Raw genomic sequence first — 25,404 nt, 5'->3', positions numbered from 1 at the left:
GCGGCGGATCACGGCGGATCGGTCAGGGCGGTTCACTGTGTGTGCGCGGTCCACGGGTCGGTGACGAGCGTGGAGACCCGCGTCTCTACCGTACCGCCTGCCAGCAATGCCGCGGCGACCGGCAACCAGGGCCACTCGCTGGCGAAGTGCGCGACGTCCACGAGCGCCGGGCCGCCGCCGAACCGGGCCGCCTCCATCGCCTCGGACGCCGGGTGGTGGCGCAGGTCGGCGGTGACGTACACGTCCGCGCCGCCCGCGCGCACCGCGGCGAGCAGCTCCCGGTCGTCCCCGGCGCCGCCGCACACCGCGACGGTGCGCACCGGCCGGCCGAGATCGCCGGCCACCCGCACGCCGGCCGACGTACGCGGCAGCGACGCGGCGACACGCTCGGCGAAAGCGCCCAGCGGCTCGGGCTCGGGCAGAGCGGCGAAGCGGCCGAGGCCGAGGCGTCCGGCCGCCTCCTGTCCGCGCAGCGGCAGGATCGGTCCGGCCACGGTCAGGCCCAGCGCGACGGCGAGCGCGTCGGAGACCCCGGGGCGGGCGACGTCCGCGTTGGTGTGCGCGGTCAGCAGGGCGCAGCCGGCCGAGATCAACCGGTGCACCGAGCGTCCCTTGAACGTGGTCGCGGGCACCCCGTTGACCGCCTTGAGCAGCAGCGGGTGGTGCGTCACCAGCAGGTCGGCGCCCCATTCGAGGGCCTCGTCGATCACCGCGTCCACCGGGTCGACGGCGAACAGCACCCGGCCCACCTCGGCCGCCGGATCGCCGCACACCAGGCCCACGGCGTCCCAGGACTCTGCGGTGGCGGGCGGGTAGGCGGCGTCGAAGACGGCCGTGATCTCGGCGAGGGTCGGCATGGTCCCAGATTCTAAGGCGTGCTCAGCCCACACCGCGGAACTTCGTACCCTCATGCGCTTTCCAGGAGATTCTCAAGATCGCGCAGGCATCATGAGGAAAATCTCATGTTAACTGTGCTGGACGGGTATTTCCCCGCGCGACAGGTCGCGCTAATTTCAGATCCGACCCACCATCACCCGGGCATACGCACACCCAGTCGCACCGTGCCCGGGGCACGACGCCGTGCGGCCGACCCTGCCTGCGCGGTCCTCTCGTCTGTTCCCTCATACCCACAGGAATGGTCGTGCGTAGAAATATTCGAATAATCGGCGTACTCGCCGCGCCCCTGCCCGTCCTCGCGCTCGCCGTGCCGGCGAACGCCGTCAGCTCCGCCGCCGCCCCCCGCGTCGTGCTCTCGGCCGCGGCCGTGCCGGGCCTGGCCCAGGCCACCCACACCGGTGCTCTCGCCTCCAGCCGGGAGCTGAGCCTGCAGGTCAGCCTCAAGCCGCGCAACCAGGACAAGCTCGCGGCCTTCATCCGCGCGGTCTCGGACCCGCACTCGTCCTCGTACAAGCACTACCTGACGGTGGCGCAGTACGCGGCCGAATACGGCGCGACCGACGCGCAGGTCCAGTCGGTCACCTCGTACCTGCGCTCGGCCGGGCTCTCGGTCGGCCAGGTGACGGCCAACCACCTGACCCTGTCCGTCAGCGGCACCACGGCCCAGGTGGAGAAGGCGTTCGACGTCTCCATCGGCACCTACCAGACGAACGCGCGGTCCTTCTACGCGAACGAGGCGGCGCCCTCGCTGCCCTCGAGCATCGCCTCGGTCGTCTCGGGTGTCGCGGGCCTGTCCACCTCGTCGGTGCGCACGGCGGCCGCCACTGCGACGCCGCACGCGGTCACCTCCAAGGCGACCCTGGCGCTCACCCCGACGCTGGCCCGCAGCGGCTACAACCTGACCTCGTCGATCAGCTCGGGCTACAACGGCTCCGGCGTGACGATCGGCCTGGTCGAGTTCTCGTCCTACTCCGCCTCCGCGGTCGCGGCGTACAACACCAAGTACAGCCTCGGCGCGACGGCGGCCAGCGTGGTCAAGGTGGACGGCGGCACAACCGACTCCTCCGGCGCCGTCGAGGACGAACTCGACATCGAGGTCGAGTACGCGCTCGCGCCCAAGGCCACCGTCAAGGTGTACGAGGCGCCGAACACGGACGCGGGCGAGGTCGCCCTGTACGCGGCGCTGGTGAGCGCGGACGTGCCGGTCATCTCGAGCAGCTGGGGCGAGCCGGAGACGGAGGAGAACAACCTGGCCTCCGACCACGCCGACTTCGTCGAGGCCGCGGCCCAGGGCCAGTCGGTCTACTCGGCCTCGGGCGACTCCGGCGCCGACGACAACGGCAGCAGCCTGTCGGTCGACTACCCGGCCTCCGACCCGTACGTCAGCGGCGTCGGCGGGACCAACCTGACCGAGACCTCGGGCGCGTGGAAGAGCGAGACCGCGTGGTCCGACAGCGGCGGCGGCAAGTCGGTCGAGTACGCCACCCCGAGCTTCCAGTCCGCGGTGAACACGACCGGCGACCGTGAGGTGCCGGACGTGGCGGCGGCCGGCGGCCCGAACAGCCCGTGGTACATCGACGCGGGCGGCTGGGAGGACGTCTGGGGCACCAGTGCGGCGGCGCCGAACTGGGCCGCGTTCACCGCCGACTACGACACGGCCGCGGCGACGCTGGGCAAGGCGAAGTTCGGCTACGCCAACTCGTTCATCTACACGGTGGCGCAGTCGTCGTCCTACAGCTCGGCGTTCCACGACGTGAAGAGCGGCAACAACGGCGGGTACAGCGCGGGCACCGGCTACGACCCGGTCACCGGCTGGGGCTCGTACAACGGCGCCAACTTCATCGCCGACGAACTGTGAGTGAGCGGTAGCGGGAACGGTTGAGCGGGGTGGGCGCGGGCGACCGCGCCCACCCTCGTCCGTTCAGGCCAGGAACTCGGCGACCGCCCGGCGCCAGGCCTCGGGCTGGTCGATGTGGGCCATGTGCCCGGCCTGGTCGAGGACGACGGCACGGGCCTCGGGCATCTGATCGGCCGTCTGCTCGGCGAGGAACGCGGGGAAGGTCATGTCCTGCCGACCGTGCAGCAGCAGGATGGGCAGGCCGACCTTAGCCAGGCGTTCGAGCGAACGCTCGGGGCGGATCGCCGGATACCGGCCCGGAGGCGTGGACCGGCACCAGTCCGCCGTGAACCTGACGGCGTCCAGCCTGCGCCGATACTCCGCGCGGACCTCGTCCCGCCACACGTTCGCCGGAATCCCGGCTATCGCGTCGGCACGGACGAGTTCCGGTGTCGGCTCAGGGTTCTGATCCCGATGTCGGCTGACTCCTCGCCGTACCGCGACGGCTTCCGGCCAGTCGCCGTACGCGTCGGGCGGCACGGGCGGGATGCTGCTGGAGGCGACGATAAGGCGTCGAATCCGCTGTGGCGCCGTCACCGCCAGCCGCTGCGCGAACAGGCCGCCGGTGGAGAACCCGAGCACATCCGTCTCACTGATGCCGAGCGCGTCGAGCAGCGTCACCAAGTCACGCACCACGGCGTCGGCGTTGTACTCGTGAGCCGGCAGACCGGTCGTCGATCGGCCGCAGCCGCGCAGATCGACGAAGACGAGCCGGTGTGCTTCGGCGAGGTCCGTGAGCGGTTCGCGCAGATAGCTGTGATCCCAGTCCGGGCCGCCGTGCACGACCAGCAGCGCTCGCTCGGCGGGCCCGGCGCTGCGGGCCGTGAACAGGTCGACTCGTGGATCCGAGCAGACGGGTATGAGCTCTTCGATCAGCACGGGCGCGGCTCCGGCGCTACAGCTCGATGACGGTGCGGATCGCGGCGCCCGAGCGCAGCAGGTCGAGCGCCTCGTCGATCCGCTCCAGCGGAAGCCGGGCGGTGACCATCGACTCGAGGTCCAGCCGGCCCGCGCGCCACAGCCGGATCAGCCGGTCGTACTCGACCCGGACGTCGCCGCCGCCGTACATCGTGGACAGGATCCGCTTGTTGTCGTAGAAGAGCTCGTTCATGGTGAACTCGACCTTGTCCTCGCGCGAGCCCACCCCCACGACGACGACCGATCCGCCGCGCCGGGTGAGCTCGTACGCCTGACGTACCAGGCTCCCCCGGCCGACGCATTCGAAGACGTAGTCGAAGCCATGCTTGCCGGTCAGCTCCTTCATCAGGGCCCTGGCTTCTTCGGGGGCCGCGGTGCGGGTCGCGCCGAAACGGCCGACCAGATCCCGCTTGTCCGCGCTCGGGTCCACGGCCAGGATCTCGGCCGCGCCGGCGATGCGGGCGCCCTGGATGACCGAGACGCCCACGCCGCCGCAGCCGATCACGGCGACGCTGGAGCCGGGGCGCACCCGGGCGGTGTTGAAGACGGCGCCGACGCCGGTGGTCACGCCGCAGCCGATCAGCGCCGCGACCTCGAAGGGCACGTCGGCCGGCACCGGCACGGCGCACTGCCACGGCAGCACGACCTCGTCGGCCAGCGTGCCGGTGCCGCACATGCCGTACACCGGCTCGCCGTCCAGCAGGAAGTTCGGGGTCTGTGCCGCCGGGATGAACACCTCGGTGCACAGGTTGCCCTCGCCGCGCAGGCAGAACGCGCAGTGGCCGCAGGGCGGCACCCAGCACACCGTGACGTGGTCGCCCGCTCGCACGGCCCGGACGTCCGCACCGACCTCGAGCACCTCGCCCGCGCCCTCGTGCCCGAGCACGAAGGGACGGCGATTGGCCACCACGCCGTTCATGGCGGAGAGGTCCGAGTGGCACACGCCGCTCGCCCTGATCCGCACCCGGACGTCCTCGGGCCCGAGGTCCTTGGTCGTGAAGTCCGTCCGGACCTCCGTCCGCTCCTGACCGGCCTTGCGCACCATCGCGGCCCGCATCCGCCACCTCCGCAGCTACTGTCGGGTAACCGATTCTCCGGGCACCTTACCGCGCGCTGGGCCGGCCGGTCAGGGGACGTAGGTGCCGTTGAGCAGCCCCACCGCCTCGTCCGCGACGCGGCGGAGCCGGTTGGCGAAGTAGACCAGCAGCAGGCCAAGCACCGCCCGGGCCCCGCACAGCAGCATGTACTCGTGGTCGTGGTCGATCGAGCTCGTGAACGAGTCGGAGTACTGGGGGACGGTGGTCGCCTGCAGGAAGAGCGAGAAGACGAGGCAGGCGAGCCAGGTGAGCCGGAAGTACGGGTAGCCGGCCCGCCGCAGCACGGCCCGGCGCGCGCCCACCGAACCGAAGGCCTCGTTCAGCGAGCGCTGCCACATCCCCAGCGTCACCAGGATGGCGACGAATACGATCAATGCGACCCAGGAAACCAATCCCACGGTGTTGCCGTCGGCCCGCAGCTGGGCCGATTGCGCCATCGACGGGAACTGGTTCGCCACGATCAGTGCATTGAGCTGGTCGGCCAACGTCACGGCATGATCGATATAGAAGATCTCGGCGATGCTCACGACCGCATAGAGCACGCCCAGACCGGCCACCACCCGCGGCAGCCTGGGGTCGAGCGGCGGAACCTGCGGGGCCGGGGCGTAGATCGAACCGGGAAGTCCGACACTTCCCGGATTCATCGTCACCGTCTCCGACATCGCCCACGGATCGATCTCTGACATGTTGCCCCCTGTTTCGAATACCCGGATGTAGACCCCACAAAGGGCTTCCATGCTCGGGTCATCGCTGAGGGCGCGTCAAGACTTTCCGAAGGCTGTTACGGTCGCCGCGCGCGCACCGCCAGCGGCACCGCCGCGGCGGCCAGACCGAGCACACCGCACACCAGGAACGCGGTGCGGTAGGCGCCGCCGGTGGGCAGCACCAGCCCGGCCATCGGGGTGTGCGCGAGCAGCGCCGAACTGATCGTGCTCGAGGTCAGCACGACCCCGGCCACGGCCGTGCCGACCGCGCCGCCGACCGTCCGCAGCACCGCGTTGACGCTGTTGGCGATACCGGCCTGCTCGGGCGGGACCGCGCCGTTGATGTAGGCGGGCATGGCGGCGTAGGCGAGGCCGATGCCGAGGCCCATCACGCCGGACGCGCCGTAGACGTCGCCCTGCGATCCGTGCCAGAGCCCGAGGAAGAGCATCGAGAGGCCGGCGAGCGCTCCGCCCAGCGCCATCGGCGCCTTGGGGCCGAAGCGGCCGATCAGCCGGGCGCCGATCGGGGCGCCGAGGAAGGAGCCCACCGCCGAGGGCAGCAGCAGGATGCCGGAGTGCAGGATCGAGGCGCTGAAGCCGTAGCCGACGGCGCTCGGAGTCTGGGTGAAGTCGGAGAGCAGGGTGAACGAGGCGTACATCAGGAAACCGACGCAGAACCCGGAGACGTTCGGCACGGCGACCGCGGGCCGGGCCAGCACCCGCACGTCCACCAGCGGGTGCGCGGTGCGCAGTTCGAGCACGATCCACAGGCCGAGCACGACCGCCGCGCCGACGAACAGCCCGAGCACCGAGGCCGAGTGCCAGCCCCAGGCCGCGCCCTCGGACAGCGCGAGCAGCAGGGCACTGAGCCAGACGGCCAGCAGCAGCGCACCGAGCGGATCCATGCTGCCGACGCGGTCCTCGACCGGATCGTGCTTGATCGCGACGAGCACGGCGGCCAGCGCCACCAGGCCGAGGATCAGGCCGAGCAGGAAGACGCTCTGGTAGGACCAGTGCTGCATCATCCAGCCGGTGACCACGAGGCTCAGGCCGGAGCCGACGCCGAGCGAGGCGGAGACCAGGGACACCGCGCCGGTGACCTTCTCCCGGGGCAGTTCGTCCCGGATGACCGCGATGGCCAGCGGGAGGATGCCGCCGCCGAAGCCCTGCAGCACCCGGCCCGCGACGAGCACCGGCCAGCTGTGCACGGAGTAGGCCAGCGCCGAGCCGGCGACCAGGCCGAGCACGGAGAGCACGAGCACCCACTTGCGCCCGTAGAGGTCGCCCATCCGCCCGAGCAGCGGGGTGAGCACGGCCGCGGCGAGCAGGTTGGCGGTCATCATCCAGGCGACGGTGGCCGTGGTCAGGTGGAAGGCCTCGCCGAGCGTCGGGAGGATCGGCACCACCGAGGTCTGCACCACGGTGAAGGCCATCATGGCCAGCACCAGGGCACCGAGGATGAGCCCGGGCCGAGGCGAGGCCGAGGGCTTGCGGGCTTCGGCGGCGCGCGCGTGGCCGCGGCCGCGGCCGCGGCCGGTCAGCGTGGCACTCATGCAGGCTGGCTCCTTCAGTTACTTCAGCGAGGCTAAGGTTCAGTCACTGAAGTATGCGCGGAGAATCCTCAGGCCGTCAAACATTTCAGTTGCTTAACTATTGGGCTAGGCTGAGGCCATGACCCGACGCGACCCGCTCAGCCTCGAGGTGATCAGCTCGCTCGCCGAGGTGACCGGCCGGTTCATCGCCGACTACGACGAGGCCGCGGCCGCGCACGAGCTCACCGGAGCCCAGGCCCGGCTGCTCGCCCTGGTGGTGACCGAGCCGCGGCCGATGAGCCGGCTGGCCGTGTCCATGCACTGCGAGCCCTCGAACGTGACCGGCCTGGTGGACAAGCTCGAGCGGCGCGGCCTGGTCGAACGCCGGCCGAACCCGGCGGACCGGCGGGTGAAGCTGATCGCGCCGACGACGGAGGGCGTGCACCTGTCCGGCGAGGTGTGGGCCGACCTCGACTTCGCCGCCGAGCCGCTGGCCGCCCTGGCCGAGCCCGAGCGGGTGGCGCTGCGCGACCTGCTGCGCAAGATCAACCCGTCCACCGACTGACCCGTCGGCCGCACTCGGCCGCCTTCGACCGCCGCCTTCGGCCACTTCCCTCGATCACCGCGCCGCCGCGCGCCACGGACGCGCGCAACCCGGCCGCTCCCGCGTTCCCCCGTCCAGGGCCTTTGTCAGCCTGGCCGGGGGAACGCGGGTTTGTGCACCCCCGCGCTCGGGCCATCTGTCCGCCACGCCGGTTCGACGGTCCCGGACAGGGGACCGGCCGGCCCGAAGGAGTGATTCCCATGGCGCGAACTCGCGCCCCCGTGCACCGCGTCGCGGTGATGGCCGCCGCCGGCACCTTGGCCGGACTCGGCGCCCTCGCCTCGGCGGTGGCCCCGGACGACACGTCCGACGCGGCCGCGGTGGTGGTCCTCGGCGCCCGCACGGCCGCCGACGCCCTCGCCGCCCCGCCGATCCGGCCGCCGCTCGGCGCCGTGGTGGTCGAACTGCCGGGCATGGGCCCGGCTCCCGCCCCGGAGCCGCCGCTGCTGCCCGAGCCCTGCCCGTGCCTGCTGAACCAGCACAACCCGGAGGGCCTGATCAACCGGCTGCTGGGGAACATGTTCTAGCCCCGCCGGCGGTGCCCGGCCCCGCCCGGCCGCCGCGTTCCGGACGGCCGCGTCGGGCGGGGCCCAGGTCACAGCTTCGCAACGACGCGCGATCGAACGTCCGCGCGAACGGGCGCGCCGGCCCGCCCGGCCGTCCGGAACCGCGCGAACGCCGGTACCGATGCGCCGCCCGGGCGCCGGGCGGCGCACCGGCGCGGGTGACGTACGGCCGGGGCTTCCGGACCGGCGTAACGTGTCCTGGGCCGGATAGTTACTGACTGGTAAGATTGGCGGACGATAGGATCGGCGCCCGGACGCGGCGGCCTCGGGCCGTCCGCCGAACCGGAAGAGCCATGGGTAGCGAGGAGTCGGGCGTGACACGTCGTGCCGCGTTCGATGAGAACGCGCTGCGCATCGCGCTGTTGTGTTATCGGGGCAACCCCTACTCGGGCGGCCAGGGGGTCTACACCCGCAATCTCTCCCGGGAGCTCGCCGCGCTCGGCCACGCCGTCGAGGTGTTCGCCGGACAGCCCTACCCCGAACTCGACCCGGGTGTGGGCTTCACCCCGGTGCCGAGCCTCGACCTGTACCGCGAGCCGGACCCGTTCCGCACGCCCGGCCTGCGCGAGTACCGCGACCTGATCGACCTGCTCGAGGTCGGCACGATGTGGACCGCGGGCTTCCCCGAGCCCACCACCTTCTCGCTGCGGGCGGCCCGGCTGCTCGCGGTGCGCCGGCGCGAGTTCGACCTCGTACACGACAACCAGTGCCTCGGCTACGGCCTGCTGCGCCTGCCGCGGCTCGGCCTGCCGACGATAGCCACCATCCATCATCCGATCCAGGTCGACCGCGCGCTCGAGCTCGCCACCGTGACCGGGTTGCGCCGGGTGACGCTGCGGCGCTGGTACGGCTTCACCAAGATGCAGGGGCGCGTCGCGCGCCGGCTGCCCGAGGTGATCACCGTCTCCTCCAGCTCGGCCGCGCAGATCACCGAGCACTACGGGGTGCGCCCCGAGCGGATCAGCACCATTCCGATCGGCACGGACGTGGAGCGGTTCAGCCCCGACGCGTCCGTCGCGCGGGTGCCCGGGCGGATCGTGACCACCGCCAGCGCCGACTCCCCGCTCAAGGGCCTGGGCGTGCTGGTGGAGGCGTTCGCCAAGGTGCGCGCCGAGTTCGACCACGCCGAGCTGACCGTGATCGGCAAGCCGAAGCCGGGCGGCACGGTGGAGCGCGCGATCGAGCGCTACGGGCTCGGCGGCCGGGTCCGGTTCGTGTCCGGGCTGAGCGAAGAAGAGCTCGTACATACCTTGCGCTCCGCCGAGATCGCCTGTGTACCCTCGTTGTACGAGGGTTTCTCGCTGCCCGCGGTGGAGGCGATGGCCGTGGGGCTGCCCCTGGTGTCCACCACCGGCGGCGCGATCCCCGAGGTGGCCGGCCAGGACGGCCACACCACGCTCGCGGTGCCCCCCGGCGACGCCGAGGCGCTGGCCGGAGCACTCACCCGGCTGCTGCGCGACGCCGCCCTGCGCGAGCGGCTCGGTGCCGCGGCGCGCGAGCGCGCGGCGACCCGGTTCACCTGGCGGGCCGCCGCCGCGGCCACGGCCGAGCGCTACCGCGCCGTGCTGGACCAGACGTGCTGAGCCGCCGCGCGGGCGCCGCCTCGCCCGCGCACCGGCGATCGGCACCACGCACGGCAATCCGTCACCGACCCACTCCGGAGACCGCATGCTGACCGTCGACTTCGACCGCTTCCCGATCATGCCCGGCGAGCGGGTGCTCGACCTCGGCGCCGGCGCGGGCCGGCACTCCTTCGCCTTGCTGCGCAAGGGAGCCGACGTCGTCGCCCTCGATCACTCGATGTCGGAGATGGAGTCGGTGGCCGCGATGTTCGCGGCCATGCGCGAGGCCGGAGAGGTGCCGGAGTCGGCCGCGTACCTGGCCGTGCGCGGCGACGCCTACCGGCTGCCGTTCCCGGACGGCAGCTTCGACAAGGTGGTGGCGGCCGAGGTGCTCGAGCACCTGCCGGAGGACGAACGCGCTTTCGCAGAGCTCGAACGGGTGCTCAAACCCGGCGGGAAACTGGCCGTCACGGTGCCGCGCTGGTTCCCGGAGAAAGTCTGCTGGTCGCTGTCGGACGCGTACCACGAGGTCGAGGGCGGGCATGTGCGGATCTACCGGCGCGGTCAGATCCTGGAGCGGCTGCGCGCGGTCAAGCTCGCCCCCTACGGTTCGCACCACGCGCACGCGCTGCACTCGCCGTACTGGTGGCTCAAATGCGCGGTGGGGGTGGACAACGACGCCTCGCGCATGGTCCAGGCGTACCACCGGATGCTGGTGTGGGACATCATGAAGGGCCCGAAGACCACCAGGATCGGCGAGTCCCTGCTCAATCCGGTGCTGGGCAAGAGCCTGGTCGTCTACGCGGCCAAGCGCGCATGAGCGAGCTTGCGAGCGAATCGGTGAACACAGTGCTTGCGCGAATGCGCCCGGCGAGCGCCAGCGAGGCGGTGTCATGAGCGAGCTTGCGAGCGAATCGGTGAACACAGTGCTTGCGCGAATGCGCCCGGCGAGCGCCAGCGAGGCGGTGTCATGAGCGAGCTTGCGAGCGAATCGGTGAACACAGTGCTTGCGCGAATGCGCCCGGCGAGCGTCGGCGAGGCGGTGTCATGAGCGTCGCGCTACTGGCCCGCGCCGGGCTGCTCGACCGGCCCGCGATCGACCGCACCGTCCGGCGAATCGTCGCGCTGCAGCGGCCGGACGGCTCGATCCCGTGGTTCCACGGCGACAAGACCGATCCCTGGGACCACGTCGAGTCCGCGATGGCGCTGACCGCCGCGGGCCTGCCGGGGCTGGCGGCCGACGCGTACCGCTGGCTGGCGAGCCGCCAGAACTGCGACGGCTCCTGGTACGCCAACTACGCCGACACCGCCGAGGGCGCCGCCGAGGCCGCGGACAAGACGAAGGACGCGAACTTCAGCGCGTACCTCGCCGTCGGCGCGTACCACCACCTGGTGGCCACCGGCGACATGGACCTGGCGACGCAGCTGTGGCCGACGGTGCGGCAGGCGACCGAGTTCGTGCTCGAACTCCAGCGTCCGGACGGCGCGATCCGGTGGAACCCGGACACGGACGAGGCGCTGCTGACCGGGTCGAGCTCGATGTACCAGGCGCTGCGCTGCGCGGTGGCGCTGGCCCTGCGCGTGGGCGGGGTCGCCGGGCGACGGCTGGCCGGCGACTGGACCGACGCGGCGGTGCGCCTCGGCGAAACGGTGGCCGCGGCCGGCCGGGACGAGGCGCCCGGGGTGTTCGCCCCCAAGGACCGCTACTCGATGGACTGGTACTACCCGGTGCTCGGCACGGCCCTGCGGGGCGAGGCCGCGCACGCGCGCATCGACGAGGGCTGGGACCGGTTCGTGGTGCCCGGACTCGGCACGCGCTGTGTGGCGGATCGCCCGTGGGTGACCGGCGGTGAGACATTCGAGCTCTGCATCGCCCTGTGGGCGATGGGGCGTTCCGGGCAGGCCAAGCGCCTGCTGGCGGACGCGCAGCACCTGCGCGATCAGGACGGGCTGTACTGGACCGGCTATGTCTTCACCGACAAGGCGGTGTGGCCCGAGGAGAAGACGTCCTGGACGGCAGGCTCGCTGCTGCTCGCGCTCGCCGTGCTCGGCGGGGAACCGGCCAGCCGCGCGGTGTTCGGCGGGAGCCGGCTGCCGGCGGCATTGCCCGTCCGGGCAACGGTTCTGACGGCATGACGCCGCGACCCGCGGCCTACTGCGAGTAGTACCCGAGCAGGGTGCCGATACCCAGCGCGTGCGCGGCGAGCTGATCCGGATCCACCGCGTACATCCCGGCGACCTTGGGCGGATGGTAGTCGGCGGGCTCGGCGTAGACCGTGAACTGGTACTGGTCCGTGTTGCCCGCCCCCGGGCACATCGGCAGGTAGTTCGTGACCACCACGGCGCTCCCGGTGGTGTCGGCCGGCAGGTTGCTGACGGCCGGCTTGAGGTCCATCAGGACCCAGTGCACCACCGATCCGGTGTTGTCGTAGGCGTAAAGCGCCTGCCAGGCCGTGCCCGCGGGCATGCCACTCCACTTCAGCGGGGGCGAGGCGGCCGCGCCGCTCGGGGCGTCGCAGGTGTAGGCGGCCGGGATCTTGCCGTAGCCGTGGAACGCCGAGCTCGTCAGCGTCATCGACACCGGCGAACTCCTGGGCGCGGGAGTGGGCGCGGGAGTGGGCGTGGGCGCGGCCGAGCTCGCCGCGGCCCGAGGATGCGCCGAGCTCGAGCAGGCTCCCACTGCGAGAAGGGTAACCGCGCCCACCGACAGCGCCGCGACGAGCGCGCGAGATCCACGCGAGGGCATATCCGCCTCAGTGCCGGGAGAGCATGGCGAACTGCTTGAGCGCCCGCAGCGTGTCCTCCGGGGTCAGCGCGTCGACCGAGATCCGGTCCATGACCCGCGAGTACTGCTCGACGTCCTCCGGACGGTCGAGGTACTGGGCCCCGGTCAGGTGCTCGAGGTAGACCAGGTCGGCGAGTTCGGGCTCGGCGAACCGCAGCAGCACGAAGGCGCCGCCCTCGGCCGCGTGCGCGCCGACGGAGAAGGGCAGCAGCTGGATGGTGACGTTCGCCCGCTGGGTCTGCTCGATCAGGTGCTCGATCTGAGGCTGCATCGATTCCGCGCCGCCGATCGGCCGGCGCAGCGCCGCCTCGTCCAGCACGGTCCAGAACACCGGCGCGCCCGGCCGGTCGAGCACGTCCTGGCGGCGGATGCGCACCTCGACCCGGCGCTCGACCTCTTCCTGGCTCAGCGAGCGGTTGTTGCCGATCACGGACCGCGCGTACTCGCGGCACTGCAGGAGGCCCGGGATGTACTGCACCTCATAGGTGCGCACGATCGAGGCCGCGGTCTCCAGACCGACGAAGGCCTCGAACCAGCCGGGCAGGCTCTCGCCGTAGGTGTGCCACCAGCCGAGCGTGTTGGCCTCGTTGACCAGGTTCAGGATCTGCTCGCGCTCCTTGGCGTCGGTGACCCCGTAGAGCGTCAGCAGATCCGCGACGTCGCGCTCCTTGAACGAGACCTTCCCGGTCTCCATCCGGCTGATCTTCGACTCGGTGCCGCGGATGTGGTAGCCGGCCTCTTTCGCCGAGATCTGCTTCTTGGCCCGCAATTTGCGCAGCACCGTGCCGAGCAGGATGCGGCGCACGGTGGAGTTGTCTCCCTCGCCGTCCATCCGCACTCCCGTTTCCCGCCCTCGCTGTCTGTGACCGCAAGTCTGCCACCTGGTCACGGCGATTTGAAGAGCCTTTGCCGAAGATGCCGTACAGACCGCTACTTCGGCGCTACGATGCAAGTGCATCGGCACGCGAACCATCGGCATTTGCATCGACCCTTGCAATACCGGACGACCGGGCGAATGCCGAGCGTACGCGCCCGTCAGCGCGTTCCACCGTGACAAGAACAGGTCCGCCTCACTCTCCATCCCGACTCCCCACGGATGCCCACATGGCGCTCGCGACCTCCGCAGAAACCTGCGGCGCTGCCGGTTCGGCCGAGACCGTGCGCACCGCCATGTTCCGGTTCGACCCGGTCCCGGAGTCCGCCGGCAAGGCACGGCGCTCCGCCCGGACCGTGCTGAGCACGTGGGGTCTGCAGGCGCTCTGCGAGGACGTGGACCTGGTCGTCTCCGAGCTGATCACCAACGCGTTGCTGCACACCGGCCTCGGGCCGGGTGGCGCGCCCACCCCGGTGCGGCTCGAACTGGAACTGGACGGGGACGCGCTGACCTGCCGCGTCGTCGACTCGAGCCCGCTGCCGCCGCAGCCGGAAGAAGCGGACCACGACGCCGAGTCCGGCCGCGGGCTGATCCTGGTCGAGGCGCTGGCCGACGCCTGGGACTGGGAGGACCTGCCCGAGGGCAAGGCCGTCTGGGCGCGCTTCCTGCTGTCCGCCGTCTAGATCCTCTGCCTGGATCTTCCGGCTCGATCCTCCGTCCAGGACGTATCCGCCCCCTGGCGCCACCCTGGCGTGTTGCACGGTTTTCCGCGCCCCCGCCTCGGATTCGGCGCCGTACGCCGACGTCCCGCGCGCCCGCGGCGGCTTCGCGCCCCCTTTCCGCCGCCCTGCCGGGATCATGTCCGGGCCTGGGCTTATTCGTGTTCGAATACCCGTCGATACCCGCTTCGCCGGGGCGTGGGCGCGCTCCTCGAGCGCCGCCCGAGCGCCCCCCGCGACTCCGCGAATATGCACTTTCTTTGGCAGATGCACGTGCATCGGCAAGGGAATCAGCGCTATGGTCGAAGAGCAGGGAAACAGCACTCGAAGATCCGGAAGATCCGTGAGGAGAGCAGCGATGTCCAGCACCCCCCGTAACGGGATCGCGGCGACCGAGCTTTTCGGCGCCGCCTGGCGTAAGAGCAGCTACAGCAACTCCCAGGGCAACTGTGTCGAGTTCGCCGCGCTGCCCGACGGCAGCGTGGCCGTGCGCAACTCCCGTGACGCCACCGGTCCCGCCCTGGTCTACACCCGGGCCGAGATCCAGGCGCTGCTGGCCGGCGTCAAAGACGGCGAGTTCGACGACCTCGCCTGACGCACCCCGGTAAGGCTGATCGCCGCCCCCTAGACAGGCTTGCCCCGCTCCTGGACCGCCGGAGCGGGGCAAGCCGCTTGCGTGTGCGGGAAACCCGGGACCGCCCGTATTTCCGCGGAAAGGGATTCAGCCGTGAACCGGCTCGGTCGCGGGACGGCAAAGACCTGGCATCGCCGTTCCCTCCGGGCGATTGACGACCTATCATGACGGCCATGGCGGATCGGGAGAATCAGCCCGCGTCCGCCCGGAATCGGGAGGACGAGATGTCCGCGGACGGCGATCAGGAATCGGTCGGCCCCTTGCCGGGCAGCGACTGGACGGTCTCCATCGGGGGTGACTGGGATCCGCCGGTGATCGATCCGACCGTGCCGCATCCGTTCCGGATGTACAACTACCTCATCGGGGGCAAGGACAACTACCAGGCCGACCGGGACGCGGTCGAGGTGCTGCTGCGCGCCCGGCCGGACACCGTCATCAGCGCCCGGGCGGTGGAGGCGTTCAACCGCCGGGTGGTGCGCTACCTCGCCGGCGCCGGCATCACCCAGTTCCTCCAGCTGGGCACCGCGATCTCGGTGGCCAACAGCCACGACCAGATCGCCCGCTCGGTCGAGCCGGACTGCCGCTTCGTCTATGTGGCCGACGACCCGATCACGCTCGCGCACGCGCGGGCCCTGCTCGTCGGCCGCCCCGGCAGCGACGTGACCGTGGTGCAGGGCAACTTCCGCAAGGCCGAGGACGTGCTGGCCGACCGCTCCGTCACCGGGCACCTCGACCTGAACCGGCCGGTCGGCGTGCTGCTGCTCGGCATGCTCGACTACATCAGGGAACGCGAGCAGGCCCGCGCGGCGCTGGCCGTGCTGGCCCGCTGGCTGCCCGCGGGCAGCATGATCGCCTTCCAGCACGTCGAGGAGGTCGGCCAGAGCGACATCGACGAGGCCGTGGACCTGATCATGGCCCAGGACCAGATCGAGCTGACGCCGCGGTCCCCGCAGGACATCGCCGCCATCGTCGAGGGCTACGACCTGATCTACCCGGGCCTGGTACAGCTGCCGCTCTGGCGGCGCGAGGACACCCCGGCCGAGGCCGTGGGCTGGGACGACGGCCCCGGCCCGGAGATGGCCGAGCGCGCGGCCACCCTCGGCGGCGTGATCAAGCTCTGACCCGCCCTGCAGGACCCGCCGCGGTCAGACCCGTCGCGGTCAGAGCCGCTTCGGTCAGACCCGTCGCAGGATCCTGAGCGAGCCCTGCCCGGGCAGTTCCTCGAACTCGCCCGAGTCCAGCGCCCGCAGGTAGATCCGGTACGGCGCCTGCCCGCCGTCGGCCGGGTCCGGGAAGACGTCGTGGATCGCCAGCAGGCCGCCCACGACCACCTTCGGCGCCCAGCCCTCGTAGTCCGCCCGGGCCGCCTCGTCGGTGTGGCCGCCGTCCACGAACACGAAGCCGGCCGCGCCCTGCCACAGCCGCGCCACCTGTGCCGAACGTCCCACCACCAGCACCACGTGCGGCTCCACCCCGGCCCGCGCCAGCGCCCGGCGGGCGTGCGGCAGGGTGTCGATGAGGCCCGCCTCCGGGTCCACCAGGCTCGGGTCGTGGTACTCCCAGCCCGGCTGGTGCTCCTCCGAGCCGCGGTGGTGGTCCACGCTCAGCAGCATCCGCCCGCCGGCCCGCGCGGCCCCGCCGAGCAGGACCGCGGACTTGCCCTGGTAGGTGCCGATCTCGACCAGGTCGCCGAAGCCGGCCCCCGCCACCGCCGCCGCGTACAGCGCCCGGGCCTCGTCCTCGGGCATGAACCCCGGCGTGTCGAGGAAGGCCTGCCACAGCAGGGGCTCGATCGTGGCGACCGGTTCCGGGACGTCGGTCGCCGTCGCGTCGGCAGCGTAGTCGTGCATGGGCACAGCTTTTCACATCCCGCCACGCCCGATCCGCGTTCTCGGACTGCGCACGAGCCCGCCACCCGTTACCGTGACAGGCATGGGCGAGATCATCCTGCTGCGTCACGGCGAGACGGCCTGGTCGCGGGACGGGCGTCACACCGGGCGCACCGACCTCCCGCTGACCGATGAGGGGCGCCGGCAGGCCAAGGCCGCCGGCGCCCTGCTGGGCGAGCTGCCGGCCGGCACGCCGTGCTGGACCAGCCCGGCGCAGCGGGCCGTGGAGACCGCCAAGCTGGCCGGCCTGGAGCCGGACGGCACCGACCCGGACCTGTGGGAATGGGACTACGGCGGCTACGAGGGCATCACCTCCGCCCAGATCCAGACGCAGCGCCCCGGCTGGTTCCTGTGGCGCGACGGGGTCGTGCCCGGCGGCCCGGCCGGCTTCCCCGGCGAGACGGTGGAGCAGGTGGGCGAGCGCTGCGACCGCGTGATCGCCCGGGTGCTCCCGCTCGCCGCCGAGGGCGACGTGGTGCTGGTCGCGCACGGCCACCTGCTGCGCATCCTGTCCGCGCGCTGGATCGAGCAGCCGCCGGTCCACGGCAGCCGGCTCAAGCTGGACACCGCCTCGGTCTCCCGGCTCGGCTTCGAACACGAGATCCGGGTCATCACGGGCTGGAACCAGGTCGGCTAGTCGCGGCTGACGGCCACGAGGCTCCGATTCCCGGCGGCCGCGTCGATCTGGTCGAGCAGCGCTATGGCGAAGTCCGGGTAGGAGATCCGGGCCGCCGGATCGCCGTGCGCGCGGATGACGTACCGGCCGGAGCGCCCTGCGTCATGGTCGAAGTCGCCGGCCGGGGCGAGGCAGACCCAGTCCAGGGCCCGCCCGTCCGCATGTTCCCGCAGGACCTCCAAACCCGCGGCGTGCGCCAGGCTGAAGGGCCGGTACTCCGCCGGGAACGAGGCGGCGTCCACCGGCCGCACCCCGTCGCCGCCCGGCACGAGCGTGGACAGCCCGATCGCGACGAGCCTGGGCACCTCGGCCGAGCTCAGCCCCTCGACCAGGGCGTGCGCGGCCGAGGTGAAGAACGCGTCCGGATCGGTGCCCTCGCCGTAGACGGCCGCCGCATGGATCGCCGCGTCGTGCCCGGCGGCGAGGGCGGCGACGCGGGCTGGATCCGTGACGTCGCCCGCGACCACCCGCGCCCCGGAGTCGCCGAGCCCCGGGTGCCTGCCCGGATCGCGGACCACCGCCGTGACCTGATACCCCCGCCGCCGTCCCTCCCCCACCGCCGCCCGCCCGGCCCGGCCGCCCGCGCCGAAGACCACGATCGCCTTGCCGCTCTGCCCGCTGCTCATTCGGAATACCTTTCGTCGAGTACTGCTTGGCACAGTAGTCAGACGCCTGGTTTCCTCCGGGATACCGCCCAGGTCACCCAGCAGGAGCGCCATGATCCAGAAGCCCGCCGCCCTCCCGCCCGATCTGTTCGACGAGCTGTGCCCTTCGTCCCTGGTGCCGTTCCGCTTCGGCGACAAGTGGTCGGCCCTGATCATCCGCTGCCTTCAGGACGGGCCGCGCCGCTACTGCGAACTGCGGGTGCCACTCGCCCGCGTGACCCCGAAGGTGCTCACCCGGTCGCTGCGCAAACTCGAGCAGGACGGCTTCATCACCCGCAGCGTCCAGACGGAGCCCGCCCGCGCCGTCGAGTACGCGCTCACCCCGCTCGGCCGCAGCATGCTCGAACCCTTAGCCGCCGCCTGTGCCTGGACCGTCGAGCACTGGGACGAACTCCTCGACGCGCAGGAGCGTTAGGGCCGCCGCCCGACCCAGCAGGCGATGCCCGTGTCGGCGGCCGTGGGCCGGGGCTGCGGCTCGTCTTCGGCGCGCCAGATGGAGATGGGCACGACACCGGGGTCGAGGATGTCGAGGCCGGCGGCGAAGCGCGCGATCTCGAAGCTGTAGCGGAACGCGAAGGGTGAGTTGTGGTCGCGGTTCGCCGCGTCGACTCGGCCCTTGGTGCGCGGGTCCAGGTAGTCCGTGGAGGCGTGGCTGAACGCGACTAGGCTGCCCTGCGGGAGCACGTCGATGAGCCGGCTCACCGCCTCGTAGACCCTCTCGTCCTCGATGCAGAAGTGCGCGACGGCCACCAGCAGCAGGCCCACCGGCTGGTCGAAGTCGATGACGGCGCGCAGTTCGGCGTTGCCGAGTATCCGCTCTGGGTCGCAGAGATCTGATAAGACGTGGCCGATCAGGCCGCGGCCGTCCTGAGCCACCTGCTCCAGATCCGCCTCGGCGACGGAGCCGTCGACGGGTTCGCCGGTCTCCTCGTCGAGCTCCGGCAGCGCGGCGCTGCGCAGCAGGGCGCGGGAGTAGGCGATCACGATGGGGTCGTTGTCGACGTAGAGCACCCTGGTCTCCGGGGCGAGGGCCTGGGCCACCTCGTGCGAGCAGTCCGGCGCCGGGATGCCGGGGCCGATGTCGATCAGCTGCCTTATCCCCTCGCCGATCATGAAGCGCACGGCCCGGCGCAGGAACGCCCGGTTCTCCTGGATGCCGACGCGCACCGAGGGCATGGCCGCCGCGACCGCGTCGCCGGACGCGCGATCCACCCGGTAGTTCTCCCGGCCGCCGAGCCAGTAGTTGTACCGGCGGGCCGGGTGCGGCACCGTGGGATCGTCGAACGCGTCCGCGCGCGGAGGCGCCGCCATGCCGTCCACCTCGCCTAGGTCGGGCCGACGGCGTACACCGGCCGTTACTTTGGGTCGAGGGTCACAGTACCCGACGTCAGCTTGATCGGGTATTGCGAAGATGCGGGCCGATATAGCCGACGACGACAGCCCCGGTGGGCCCGGAGGTGTCGTCGTAGTAGTGCAGCCGCGGAGCCGTCTGCCCGGAGTTGCCGATCTTCACATGTGCCCAGAACTCGGCGTAGCCGGTGGGGTCGATCTGCCGGGGCACCCGGAATCTGCGCTGCTCGGCCAGCCGCGGGTCCTGCCGGACCGTGTCCGACTCCAGCGAGGCGACCTGGGTGGCCGGGTAGATCCGGCCGCCGTGGCGGGAATCCTCGCAGTAGCGCCGGAATCCGCCGCCCTCCCAGTTGCCGGAGCGGCGCTGCGCGGCGTACGAGTCGAGCGCGGCCAGCGCCTCGCGGGCCTTGCCGGCGAAGGTGGTGGCGTCCTTGTGCCGGTCGAGCACGCCCATCGGGCCGGCCTCGGCGGTGATCAGCAGGTTGGGGTAGTCGCCGAAGGAGTCGGCCAGCAGGTCGAACGGGCTCGGCTCGGCCTCCAGGTGCGCGTCGCGCTCGTCGGAGGCCGGGCGCACCGGCTCCACGCCCATCTCCATGAAGGTGCGGCGCAGCCGGGCCGCGTCCGCGCGCTGGGCCTCGCCGGCCTCGTAGAGCACGTCGGCGACGTCGTCGAGCGGGCGCGGCAGGGGCGCGGCGGCGGCCTCGGCTCTGATCCGGTGGGTCAGGATCGCCTGCACCGCGTCCATCTCGTGCTCGAGCCGCTCGCCCTTGAGCACCCGGTGCCGCTCGGCGTCCTCGCGGCTGGCCGGGTCCACGCCCGGTTTGAAGGTGCGCAGCGCGGCCATGGTCCAGTGGTATTCGAAGTCCCCGTTGAGTTTTCGCCCGGCTTCCTCCTCCAGCAGGTAGAGCGAGGCGATTCCAGGTAAGTAGCGGGTGGCCTCGGTGAATCTCAATCGCCAAGGCTCCAGGTCCTCGCCCTCCCCCGGCACCGCGACGATGGCCGGCAGCCGCCGGCCCGGGTCGCACAGCACCGTGATCAGCTCGTCGATGTCGCGCACGGCGAGCACCTGGGGCGAGGTGGTCAGCCGGGCCGGGCCGTCGAAGGCGGTGACCGCGTCGAGGACCAGGCCGGTCAGGTCGGGGGTGCGCACGCGCTCGTCGATCGCGCCGACGCCGTCCTCGGCCCGGGCGCTGACCTCGATCAGGAAGTAACCGCTCTCCTTGAGTTCCTTGTCGGGCCTTCGGGAGAGCGACACGGAGGTCAGCGAGGTATACCAGTGCACACCGGCCCGGGGGGCCTCTTTAAGCCGATACCGCACGGCTTTGAAGCGCCCTGGCGCCATTCCCTCGGTCACCGTCAGTACGGCACCGCCGCCGACCTTGTAGCGGCCCGGCACGGAGTCGAAGGGTTCTTCGAAACCCTCCGCCCGCAGCCAGGCGGCCATGCGGTCAGCGCCGATCTGCGCGCCGTGCCCTGCCTCCTTCCAGTCGACGCCGAACACCGACCGGTACCCGACCCACATGACGTATCCCTCCCTCGCGGCGGACGGCGGGGGTGCGGCAGCCGCACCCGGAGCCGAAAAGCCTCCCGGCTTGATCCTTCCTCCTAGAGTCTTTACCCGATTGTGACCCCTAGACGCTACCCCCCGTCCACTGTTTCGCGGATTTACGTGGTGGTGGGACGGTAAACGCGAAACGGCCACGACCGCGCGCCCGCCCGCGGCGGAAGCGAAATCGTGACCACTGCCCGCGTCTGACGTGCAGTCAGCCCTCTTCCAGGCCGAAGTGCGGGTCGGATCGCCCGTGCTACAGCGGGATGTTGCCGTGCAGGCCGCGCCGCTGCGGTGCCGCGGCGAGGGCGGCGGCCAGCGCCCGGCGGGTGGCGGCCGGATCGACCACCTCGTCCACCACGCCGATCTCGCGCGCCTTCTCCAGGCCGCCGGCGATGATCTCGTGCTCGGCCGCGAGCTCCAGCTCGACCTGCGGACGCAGGTCCTCGGGCACCTCGGAGAGCTTGCGCCGGTGCAGCACCCGCACCGCGGCGACCGCACCCATGACCGCGACCTGCGCGCCCGGCCACGCGAACACGCGGGTGGCGCCGAGGGCGCGGGAGTTCATGGCGATGTAGGCGCCCCCGTAGGCCTTGCGCGTGACCAGGGTCACCCTCGGGACCACGGCCTCGGCGAAGGCGTGCAGCAGCTTCGCTCCGCGGCGCACCACGCCGTCCCACTCCTGGCCGACGCCCGGCAGGTAGCCGGGCACGTCCACCAGCACCACCAGCGGCACTCCGAACGCGTCGCACATGCGCACGAACCTCGCCGCCTTCTCGGCCGAGGCCGAGTCCAGGCAGCCGCCGAGGCGCAGCGGGTTGTTCGCGATCACCCCGACGGTGCGGCCGCCGAAACGGCCGAGCTTGGTGACGATGTTGGGCGCCCAGCGCGGATGCAGCTCGACGCCCGGGCCGTCCAGAATCCCGTCGACCAGCGGATGCACGTCGTAGGCGCGCTTGGGCGACTCGGGCAGCAGTCCGGCCAGATCGCGGTTCTCCACCGCGACCAAGTCCAGCTCGCCCTGGGCGCCGAGCAACGAGGCAAGCCGGCGGGCCTCGGCGAACGCGGCGTCGTCGGTCGGGGCGATCACGTGCACGACGCCGGAGCGGCGTCCGTGCGGCTCGGGGCCGCCGAGCCGGTCCATGTCCACGGCCTCGCCGGTGACCGAGCGGACCACGTCCGGGCCGGTGACGAACACCCGGCCGGCCGGTCCCATCACGACCAGGTCGGTCAGCGCCGGGCCGTAGGCCGCGCCGCCCGCCGCCGGGCCGAGCACCACCGAGATCTGCGGCACCTTGCCCGAGGCCCGGGTCATGGCGGCGAACACCTCGCCGACCGCGTGCAGCGAGAGCACGCCCTCGGCCAGCCGTGCGCCGCCGGAGTGCAGCAGACCGATCACCGGCACCTGCTCGTCCAGCGCGCGCTCGTAGGCCGCCAGGATGGCCTTGCAGCCCGCCGAGCCCATCGCCCCGCCCTGGACGGTCGGGTCGGACGCGTAGGCGACCGCCCGCGCGCCCTCGACCCGGCCGGCCGCGGCGGCGAAGCCGGCGTCGTCGAGCGGGGTGAGCAGCTCGAAGGCGCCGCCGTCGAAGAGCCGGGCCAGCCGCGCGCGCGGCCCGCGCGGATCGTCCTCGCGGGCCGGGGCGGCGGATGGAGCGGTCTCGGTGGCGGTCATCCGGCGATCCTCCCAGACCGGGCCGGACTCTTACGCGCGGCGCACCGCGAGCACGACGTTGTGGCCGCCGAAGCCGAAGGAGTTGTTCAGCGCCACGATCGGCCCGGCGGAGGTCTCGGCCGGCAGCTTGCGCGGCTCGTCCCGGACGATGTCGAGGTCGGCCTCTTCATCGAGCTCGACGATGTTGATCGTCGGCGGGGCCACGAGATCGTGCACGGCCTTGACCGCGAACACCGTCTCGATGCCGCCCGCGCCGCCGAGCAGGTGCCCGGTCATCGACTTGGTGGCCGAGATGGCGATGTGCTCGGCGTCCTCGCCCAGCGCCATCCGCAGGGCCCTGAGTTCGCCGGTGTCGCCCAGCGGAGTGGAGGTGGCGTGCGCGTTCAGGTGCACGATCTGGGCCGGGGCGATGCCGGCGTCCTCGACCGCCTTGCGGATCGCGGCCGCGATGCCCTCGCCGCTGGGGTCCGGCTGCGCGATGTCGTGCGAGTCGGCGGACATGCCCACGCCGGCGATCTCGGCGTACACGCGGGCACCGCGGGCGGCGGCGTGCTCGGCGGACTCGAGCACCAGGATGCCCGCGCCCTCGCCGAGGACGAAGCCGTCGCGTCCCTTGTCGTAGGGCCGCGAGGCGCCCTTGGGGTCCTCGTTGTTCTTCGACATCGCCATCATGTTGGCGAACGCGGAGATCGGCAGCGGGTGGATCGCCGCCTCGGTGCCGCCGCACACCACGATGTCGGCGCGGCCGGTGCGGATCATGTTCATGGCGTAGCCGATGGCCTCGGAACCGGTGGCACAGGCCGAGACCGGGGTGTGCACGCCGGCCCGCGCGCCGAACTCCAGGCCCACGTACGCGGCCGGGCTGTTGGGCATGAGCATCGGCACCGCGCGCGGGCTGACCCCGCGGGCGCCCTTGGCCAGCAGCAGATCGTAGTTGTCCAGCAGCGTGGTCACCCCGCCGATGCCGGAGCCGACCACCGCGCCGAGCCGCTCGTGGTCCACCTCGACGCCGGCGAGGCCCGCGTCCTGCCAGGCCTCCCGCGCCGCGGTCAGGGCGAACTGGGCGGAGCGGTCGAGGCGGCGGCGCTCGACCGGCTTCATCACCTCGGACGGCTCGACCTTGACCCGGCCCGCCATCCGCACCGGGAGCTCGGCCGCCCACTGCTCGGTCAGCGGGACGATGCCGGAATCCCCGGCCAGCAACGACTCCCAGGTGGACGCGACGTCCCCGCCCAGGGGCGTCGTCGCTCCGAGGCCGGTGACGACCACGGTCTTGTTCACGCTCTTACCTATCTACTCGTCGATGCCGGCTCGGTCCTGCGCCGGAACGGCTCCGGCGCAGCCGCCCGGCCGGCCCGGGCTGCGCCGGGCGGCCACGGCGGCTGCGCGCGGGTGGTACGGGTCAGCCCTGGTGGGACTGGATGTAGCTGACGGCGTCGCCGACGGTCGAGAGGTTCTTGACCTCCTCGTCCGGAATCTTGACGCCGAACTTCTCCTCGGCCGCGACGACGACTTCGACCATGGTCAGCGAGTCGACGTCGAGGTCCTCGGTGAAGGACTTGTCCGACTGAACGTCCTCGACGTCGATGCCCGCGACCTCGTTGACGATCTCGGCGAGCCCCTGGAGGATCTCTTCCTGCGTGGCCATGACCTGGCTCCTAACCTGTGTTGCTGCGGGGTGTCGGCCGTTACCGTGCGGTCGCGGCCAGAGGGACTGGGAAAGCCTACATTCAGCGTGTGTGCCGCCAGTGGACGGCTAGGGAAGCACGACGACCTGAGCCGCGTACACCAGGCCGGCGCCGAAGCCGATGAGCAGCGCGACGCCGTCGTGCGGGGCCTCGCCCTCCTCCAGCATCCGCTCCATGGCCAACGGGATCGAGGCGGCCGAGGTGTTGCCGGTGCGGGCGATGTCGCGCGCGACCGGGACGTGCTCGGGCAGCTTGAGCGCCTTGATCATCGCGTCCGTGATGCGCATGTTGGCCTGGTGCGGGATGAACGCGTCGAGGTCGTCGGCGGTGATCCCGGCCCGCTCCAGGGCCGTCTTGGCCACCGGCACCATCTGGTACGAGGCCCAGCGGAAGACCTGCTGGCCGCTCATCCGCAGCGCCGGGAAGCCGAGCTCGGGCTGCTCGCGCAGCGCGTCCCAGTCGAAGGTCTGGCCGATCGCCTCGTACTGGGCGCCGTCGGCGCCCCACACCACCGGGCCGATGGCCGGGGTATCGGACGGCCCGACCACGGCCGCGCCCGCGCCGTCGCCGAAGATGAACGCGGTGGAGCGGTCGTTCATGTCGGTCAGGTCGGACAGCCGCTCGACCCCGATCACCAGCACGTGCTCGGCCGAACCGCCGCGCACCGCGTCCTGGGCCAGCGCCAGGCCGTGGCAGAAGCCGGCGCAGGCGGCCGAGATGTCGAAGGCGGCGGCGTTCAGGGCGCCGAGCTCGTTGGCCACCATCGCGGCCAGCGAAGGGGTCTGCGCCAGGTGCGTGACCGTGGAGATGATGACCAGGCCGATCTGCTCGGCCTCGATCCCGGCCGCGGCCAGGGCCTTGCCCGCGGCGCTGACCGACATCATGGCGACGGTCTCCTCGGCCGTCGCCCACCGCCGCTCCCTGATCCCGGTGCGGGTGGTGATCCACTCGTCGGTGGAGTCGATCACCTGGCAGATCTGCTCGTTGGTGACGACGCGGGACGGGCGGTAGCCGCCCACCCCGAGGATGCGGGCGTGGGGAGCGCCCGTGGGGGACTGAATCTGAACCGGCATCAGCTGAAGACCTCGGCAGTCACGAACGGGGAGGGGAAGCGGACGAGGGG

The 25,404-nt window shown here is 71.9% G+C and carries 26 protein-coding genes; 11 read left to right on the top strand and 15 right to left on the bottom strand.

What is annotated here, in order from left to right; translation table 11 throughout:
* Window positions 1-32: 32 nt before the first annotated feature.
* The gene (locus ACTRO_RS31715; RefSeq protein WP_034269049.1) at window positions 33-857 is read right to left on the bottom strand and encodes a Nif3-like dinuclear metal center hexameric protein; all 825 of its coding nucleotides are present in this window, start codon (window positions 855-857) and stop codon (window positions 33-35) included.
* A gap of 284 nt (window positions 858-1,141) precedes the next feature.
* On the opposite strand from ACTRO_RS31715, the gene ACTRO_RS31710 reads away from it, so the two are divergent.
* Window positions 1,142-2,755, top strand: coding sequence for a S53 family peptidase (locus ACTRO_RS31710; protein ID WP_169739978.1), 1,614 nt, complete (start codon window positions 1,142-1,144; stop codon window positions 2,753-2,755).
* A 63-nt stretch (window positions 2,756-2,818) separates the two neighbouring features.
* On the opposite strand, the gene ACTRO_RS31705 is transcribed toward ACTRO_RS31710, so the two are convergent.
* From ACTRO_RS31705 to ACTRO_RS31690, 4 genes are all read right to left on the bottom strand, one after another.
* Window positions 2,819-3,673 carry an alpha/beta fold hydrolase gene (locus ACTRO_RS31705; RefSeq protein WP_051451691.1) on the bottom strand — a complete coding sequence of 285 codons (855 nt, stop codon included), beginning with the start codon at window positions 3,671-3,673 and terminating at the stop codon, window positions 2,819-2,821.
* Window positions 3,674-3,689: 16 nt separating this feature from the next.
* Complete coding sequence (locus ACTRO_RS31700) at window positions 3,690-4,769, bottom strand: Zn-dependent alcohol dehydrogenase (RefSeq protein ID WP_034269046.1); 1,080 nt, start codon at window positions 4,767-4,769, stop codon at window positions 3,690-3,692.
* A gap of 69 nt (window positions 4,770-4,838) precedes the next feature.
* Window positions 4,839-5,495, bottom strand: coding sequence for a hypothetical protein (locus tag ACTRO_RS31695; RefSeq protein WP_034269043.1), 657 nt, complete (start codon window positions 5,493-5,495; stop codon window positions 4,839-4,841).
* Window positions 5,496-5,590: 95 nt separating this feature from the next.
* On the bottom strand, window positions 5,591-7,066 hold the full coding sequence (locus ACTRO_RS31690) for an MFS transporter (protein ID WP_063628109.1): 1,476 nt from the start codon (window positions 7,064-7,066) through the stop codon (window positions 5,591-5,593).
* Between the two features lie 118 nt (window positions 7,067-7,184).
* Between ACTRO_RS31690 and ACTRO_RS31685 the strand changes: the two genes are divergently transcribed.
* The 5 genes from ACTRO_RS31685 (at window position 7,185) to ACTRO_RS31665 (ending at window position 11,913) form a co-directional block, all read left to right on the top strand.
* A complete protein-coding gene (locus ACTRO_RS31685) occupies window positions 7,185-7,610 on the top strand; it encodes a MarR family winged helix-turn-helix transcriptional regulator (protein WP_034269041.1) in 426 nt (141 codons plus the stop codon).
* 239 nt (window positions 7,611-7,849) lie between these two features.
* Window positions 7,850-8,176, top strand: a complete 327-nt coding sequence (locus ACTRO_RS31680) for a hypothetical protein (RefSeq protein ID WP_157436565.1) — start codon at window positions 7,850-7,852, stop codon at window positions 8,174-8,176.
* Window positions 8,177-8,508: 332 nt separating this feature from the next.
* Window positions 8,509-9,798 (top strand): glycosyltransferase family 4 protein, encoded by a 1,290-nt coding sequence (locus tag ACTRO_RS31675; protein WP_034269035.1) that lies wholly within the window; start codon window positions 8,509-8,511, stop codon window positions 9,796-9,798.
* Window positions 9,799-9,883: 85 nt separating this feature from the next.
* Window positions 9,884-10,597, top strand: a complete 714-nt coding sequence (locus ACTRO_RS31670; protein ID WP_034269033.1) for a class I SAM-dependent methyltransferase — start codon at window positions 9,884-9,886, stop codon at window positions 10,595-10,597.
* A gap of 227 nt (window positions 10,598-10,824) precedes the next feature.
* A complete protein-coding gene (locus tag ACTRO_RS31665) occupies window positions 10,825-11,913 on the top strand; it encodes a prenyltransferase/squalene oxidase repeat-containing protein (RefSeq protein ID WP_051451690.1) in 1,089 nt (362 codons plus the stop codon).
* A 16-nt stretch (window positions 11,914-11,929) separates the two neighbouring features.
* Here the strand turns inward: ACTRO_RS31665 and ACTRO_RS44230 are convergent, their stop codons facing one another.
* Entirely contained in the window at window positions 11,930-12,352 is a 423-nt protein-coding gene (locus ACTRO_RS44230; protein ID WP_245594710.1) for a YbhB/YbcL family Raf kinase inhibitor-like protein, read from the bottom strand.
* Between the two features lie 178 nt (window positions 12,353-12,530).
* Window positions 12,531-13,394, bottom strand: a complete 864-nt coding sequence (locus tag ACTRO_RS31655; protein ID WP_034269031.1) for a helix-turn-helix domain-containing protein — start codon at window positions 13,392-13,394, stop codon at window positions 12,531-12,533.
* 272 nt (window positions 13,395-13,666) lie between these two features.
* Here ACTRO_RS31655 and ACTRO_RS31650 point away from each other — a divergent pair, with 272 nt between their 5' ends.
* The 3 genes from ACTRO_RS31650 (at window position 13,667) to ACTRO_RS31640 (ending at window position 15,910) form a co-directional block, all read left to right on the top strand.
* Window positions 13,667-14,119, top strand: coding sequence for an ATP-binding protein (locus ACTRO_RS31650; RefSeq protein ID WP_051451688.1), 453 nt, complete (start codon window positions 13,667-13,669; stop codon window positions 14,117-14,119).
* A gap of 394 nt (window positions 14,120-14,513) precedes the next feature.
* Window positions 14,514-14,750: a DUF397 domain-containing protein gene (locus ACTRO_RS31645; RefSeq protein ID WP_034269028.1), complete on the top strand. Its 237-nt coding sequence runs from the start codon at window positions 14,514-14,516 to the stop codon at window positions 14,748-14,750.
* A 212-nt stretch (window positions 14,751-14,962) separates the two neighbouring features.
* Window positions 14,963-15,910, top strand: coding sequence for an SAM-dependent methyltransferase (locus tag ACTRO_RS31640; protein ID WP_169739977.1), 948 nt, complete (start codon window positions 14,963-14,965; stop codon window positions 15,908-15,910).
* Between the two features lie 54 nt (window positions 15,911-15,964).
* Here ACTRO_RS31640 and ACTRO_RS31635 read toward each other — a convergent pair whose 3' ends face one another.
* Complete coding sequence (locus ACTRO_RS31635) at window positions 15,965-16,537, bottom strand: class I SAM-dependent methyltransferase (RefSeq protein WP_342673780.1); 573 nt, start codon at window positions 16,535-16,537, stop codon at window positions 15,965-15,967.
* 184 nt (window positions 16,538-16,721) lie between these two features.
* Between ACTRO_RS31635 and ACTRO_RS31630 the strand changes: the two genes are divergently transcribed.
* A complete protein-coding gene (locus ACTRO_RS31630; protein WP_034269025.1) occupies window positions 16,722-17,315 on the top strand; it encodes a histidine phosphatase family protein in 594 nt (197 codons plus the stop codon).
* Here the strand turns inward: ACTRO_RS31630 and ACTRO_RS31625 are convergent.
* The gene (locus ACTRO_RS31625) at window positions 17,312-17,980 is read right to left on the bottom strand and encodes an NAD(P)-dependent oxidoreductase (RefSeq protein ID WP_034269023.1); all 669 of its coding nucleotides are present in this window, start codon (window positions 17,978-17,980) and stop codon (window positions 17,312-17,314) included. The two genes, ACTRO_RS31630 and ACTRO_RS31625, sit on opposite strands and share 4 nt — an antisense overlap.
* A 91-nt stretch (window positions 17,981-18,071) precedes the next feature.
* Here ACTRO_RS31625 and ACTRO_RS31620 point away from each other — a divergent pair, with 91 nt between their 5' ends.
* Window positions 18,072-18,434 carry a winged helix-turn-helix transcriptional regulator gene (locus ACTRO_RS31620; RefSeq protein ID WP_051451685.1) on the top strand — a complete coding sequence of 121 codons (363 nt, stop codon included), beginning with the start codon at window positions 18,072-18,074 and terminating at the stop codon, window positions 18,432-18,434.
* Here the strand turns inward: ACTRO_RS31620 and ACTRO_RS31615 are convergent.
* The 6 genes from ACTRO_RS31615 to ACTRO_RS31590 form a co-directional block, all read right to left on the bottom strand.
* Window positions 18,431-19,330, bottom strand: coding sequence for an SAM-dependent methyltransferase (locus tag ACTRO_RS31615; RefSeq protein ID WP_034269020.1), 900 nt, complete (start codon window positions 19,328-19,330; stop codon window positions 18,431-18,433). The two genes, ACTRO_RS31620 and ACTRO_RS31615, sit on opposite strands and share 4 nt — an antisense overlap.
* Window positions 19,331-19,406: 76 nt before the next feature.
* The gene (locus ACTRO_RS31610) at window positions 19,407-20,891 is read right to left on the bottom strand and encodes a hypothetical protein (protein WP_034269017.1); all 1,485 of its coding nucleotides are present in this window, start codon (window positions 20,889-20,891) and stop codon (window positions 19,407-19,409) included.
* A gap of 283 nt (window positions 20,892-21,174) precedes the next feature.
* Window positions 21,175-22,593 (bottom strand): carboxyl transferase domain-containing protein, encoded by a 1,419-nt coding sequence (locus tag ACTRO_RS31605; RefSeq protein ID WP_034269014.1) that lies wholly within the window; start codon window positions 22,591-22,593, stop codon window positions 21,175-21,177.
* A gap of 30 nt (window positions 22,594-22,623) precedes the next feature.
* Complete coding sequence (fabF, locus tag ACTRO_RS31600; RefSeq protein ID WP_034269012.1) at window positions 22,624-23,886, bottom strand: beta-ketoacyl-ACP synthase II; 1,263 nt, start codon at window positions 23,884-23,886, stop codon at window positions 22,624-22,626.
* A 109-nt stretch (window positions 23,887-23,995) separates the two neighbouring features.
* Window positions 23,996-24,241, bottom strand: coding sequence for an acyl carrier protein (locus ACTRO_RS31595; RefSeq protein WP_034269010.1), 246 nt, complete (start codon window positions 24,239-24,241; stop codon window positions 23,996-23,998).
* A 108-nt stretch (window positions 24,242-24,349) separates the two neighbouring features.
* Window positions 24,350-25,354 carry a beta-ketoacyl-ACP synthase III gene (locus ACTRO_RS31590; protein ID WP_034269007.1) on the bottom strand — a complete coding sequence of 335 codons (1,005 nt, stop codon included), beginning with the start codon at window positions 25,352-25,354 and terminating at the stop codon, window positions 24,350-24,352.
* Window positions 25,355-25,404 lie beyond the last annotated feature (50 nt).

This window comes from Actinospica robiniae DSM 44927, assembly GCF_000504285.1.
GTDB classification, from domain to species: Bacteria; Actinomycetota; Actinomycetes; order Streptomycetales; family Catenulisporaceae; genus Actinospica; species Actinospica robiniae.
The sequence above is the reverse complement of the archived record's forward strand: the minus strand, read 5'-3'. Positions and strand labels throughout refer to the sequence as shown.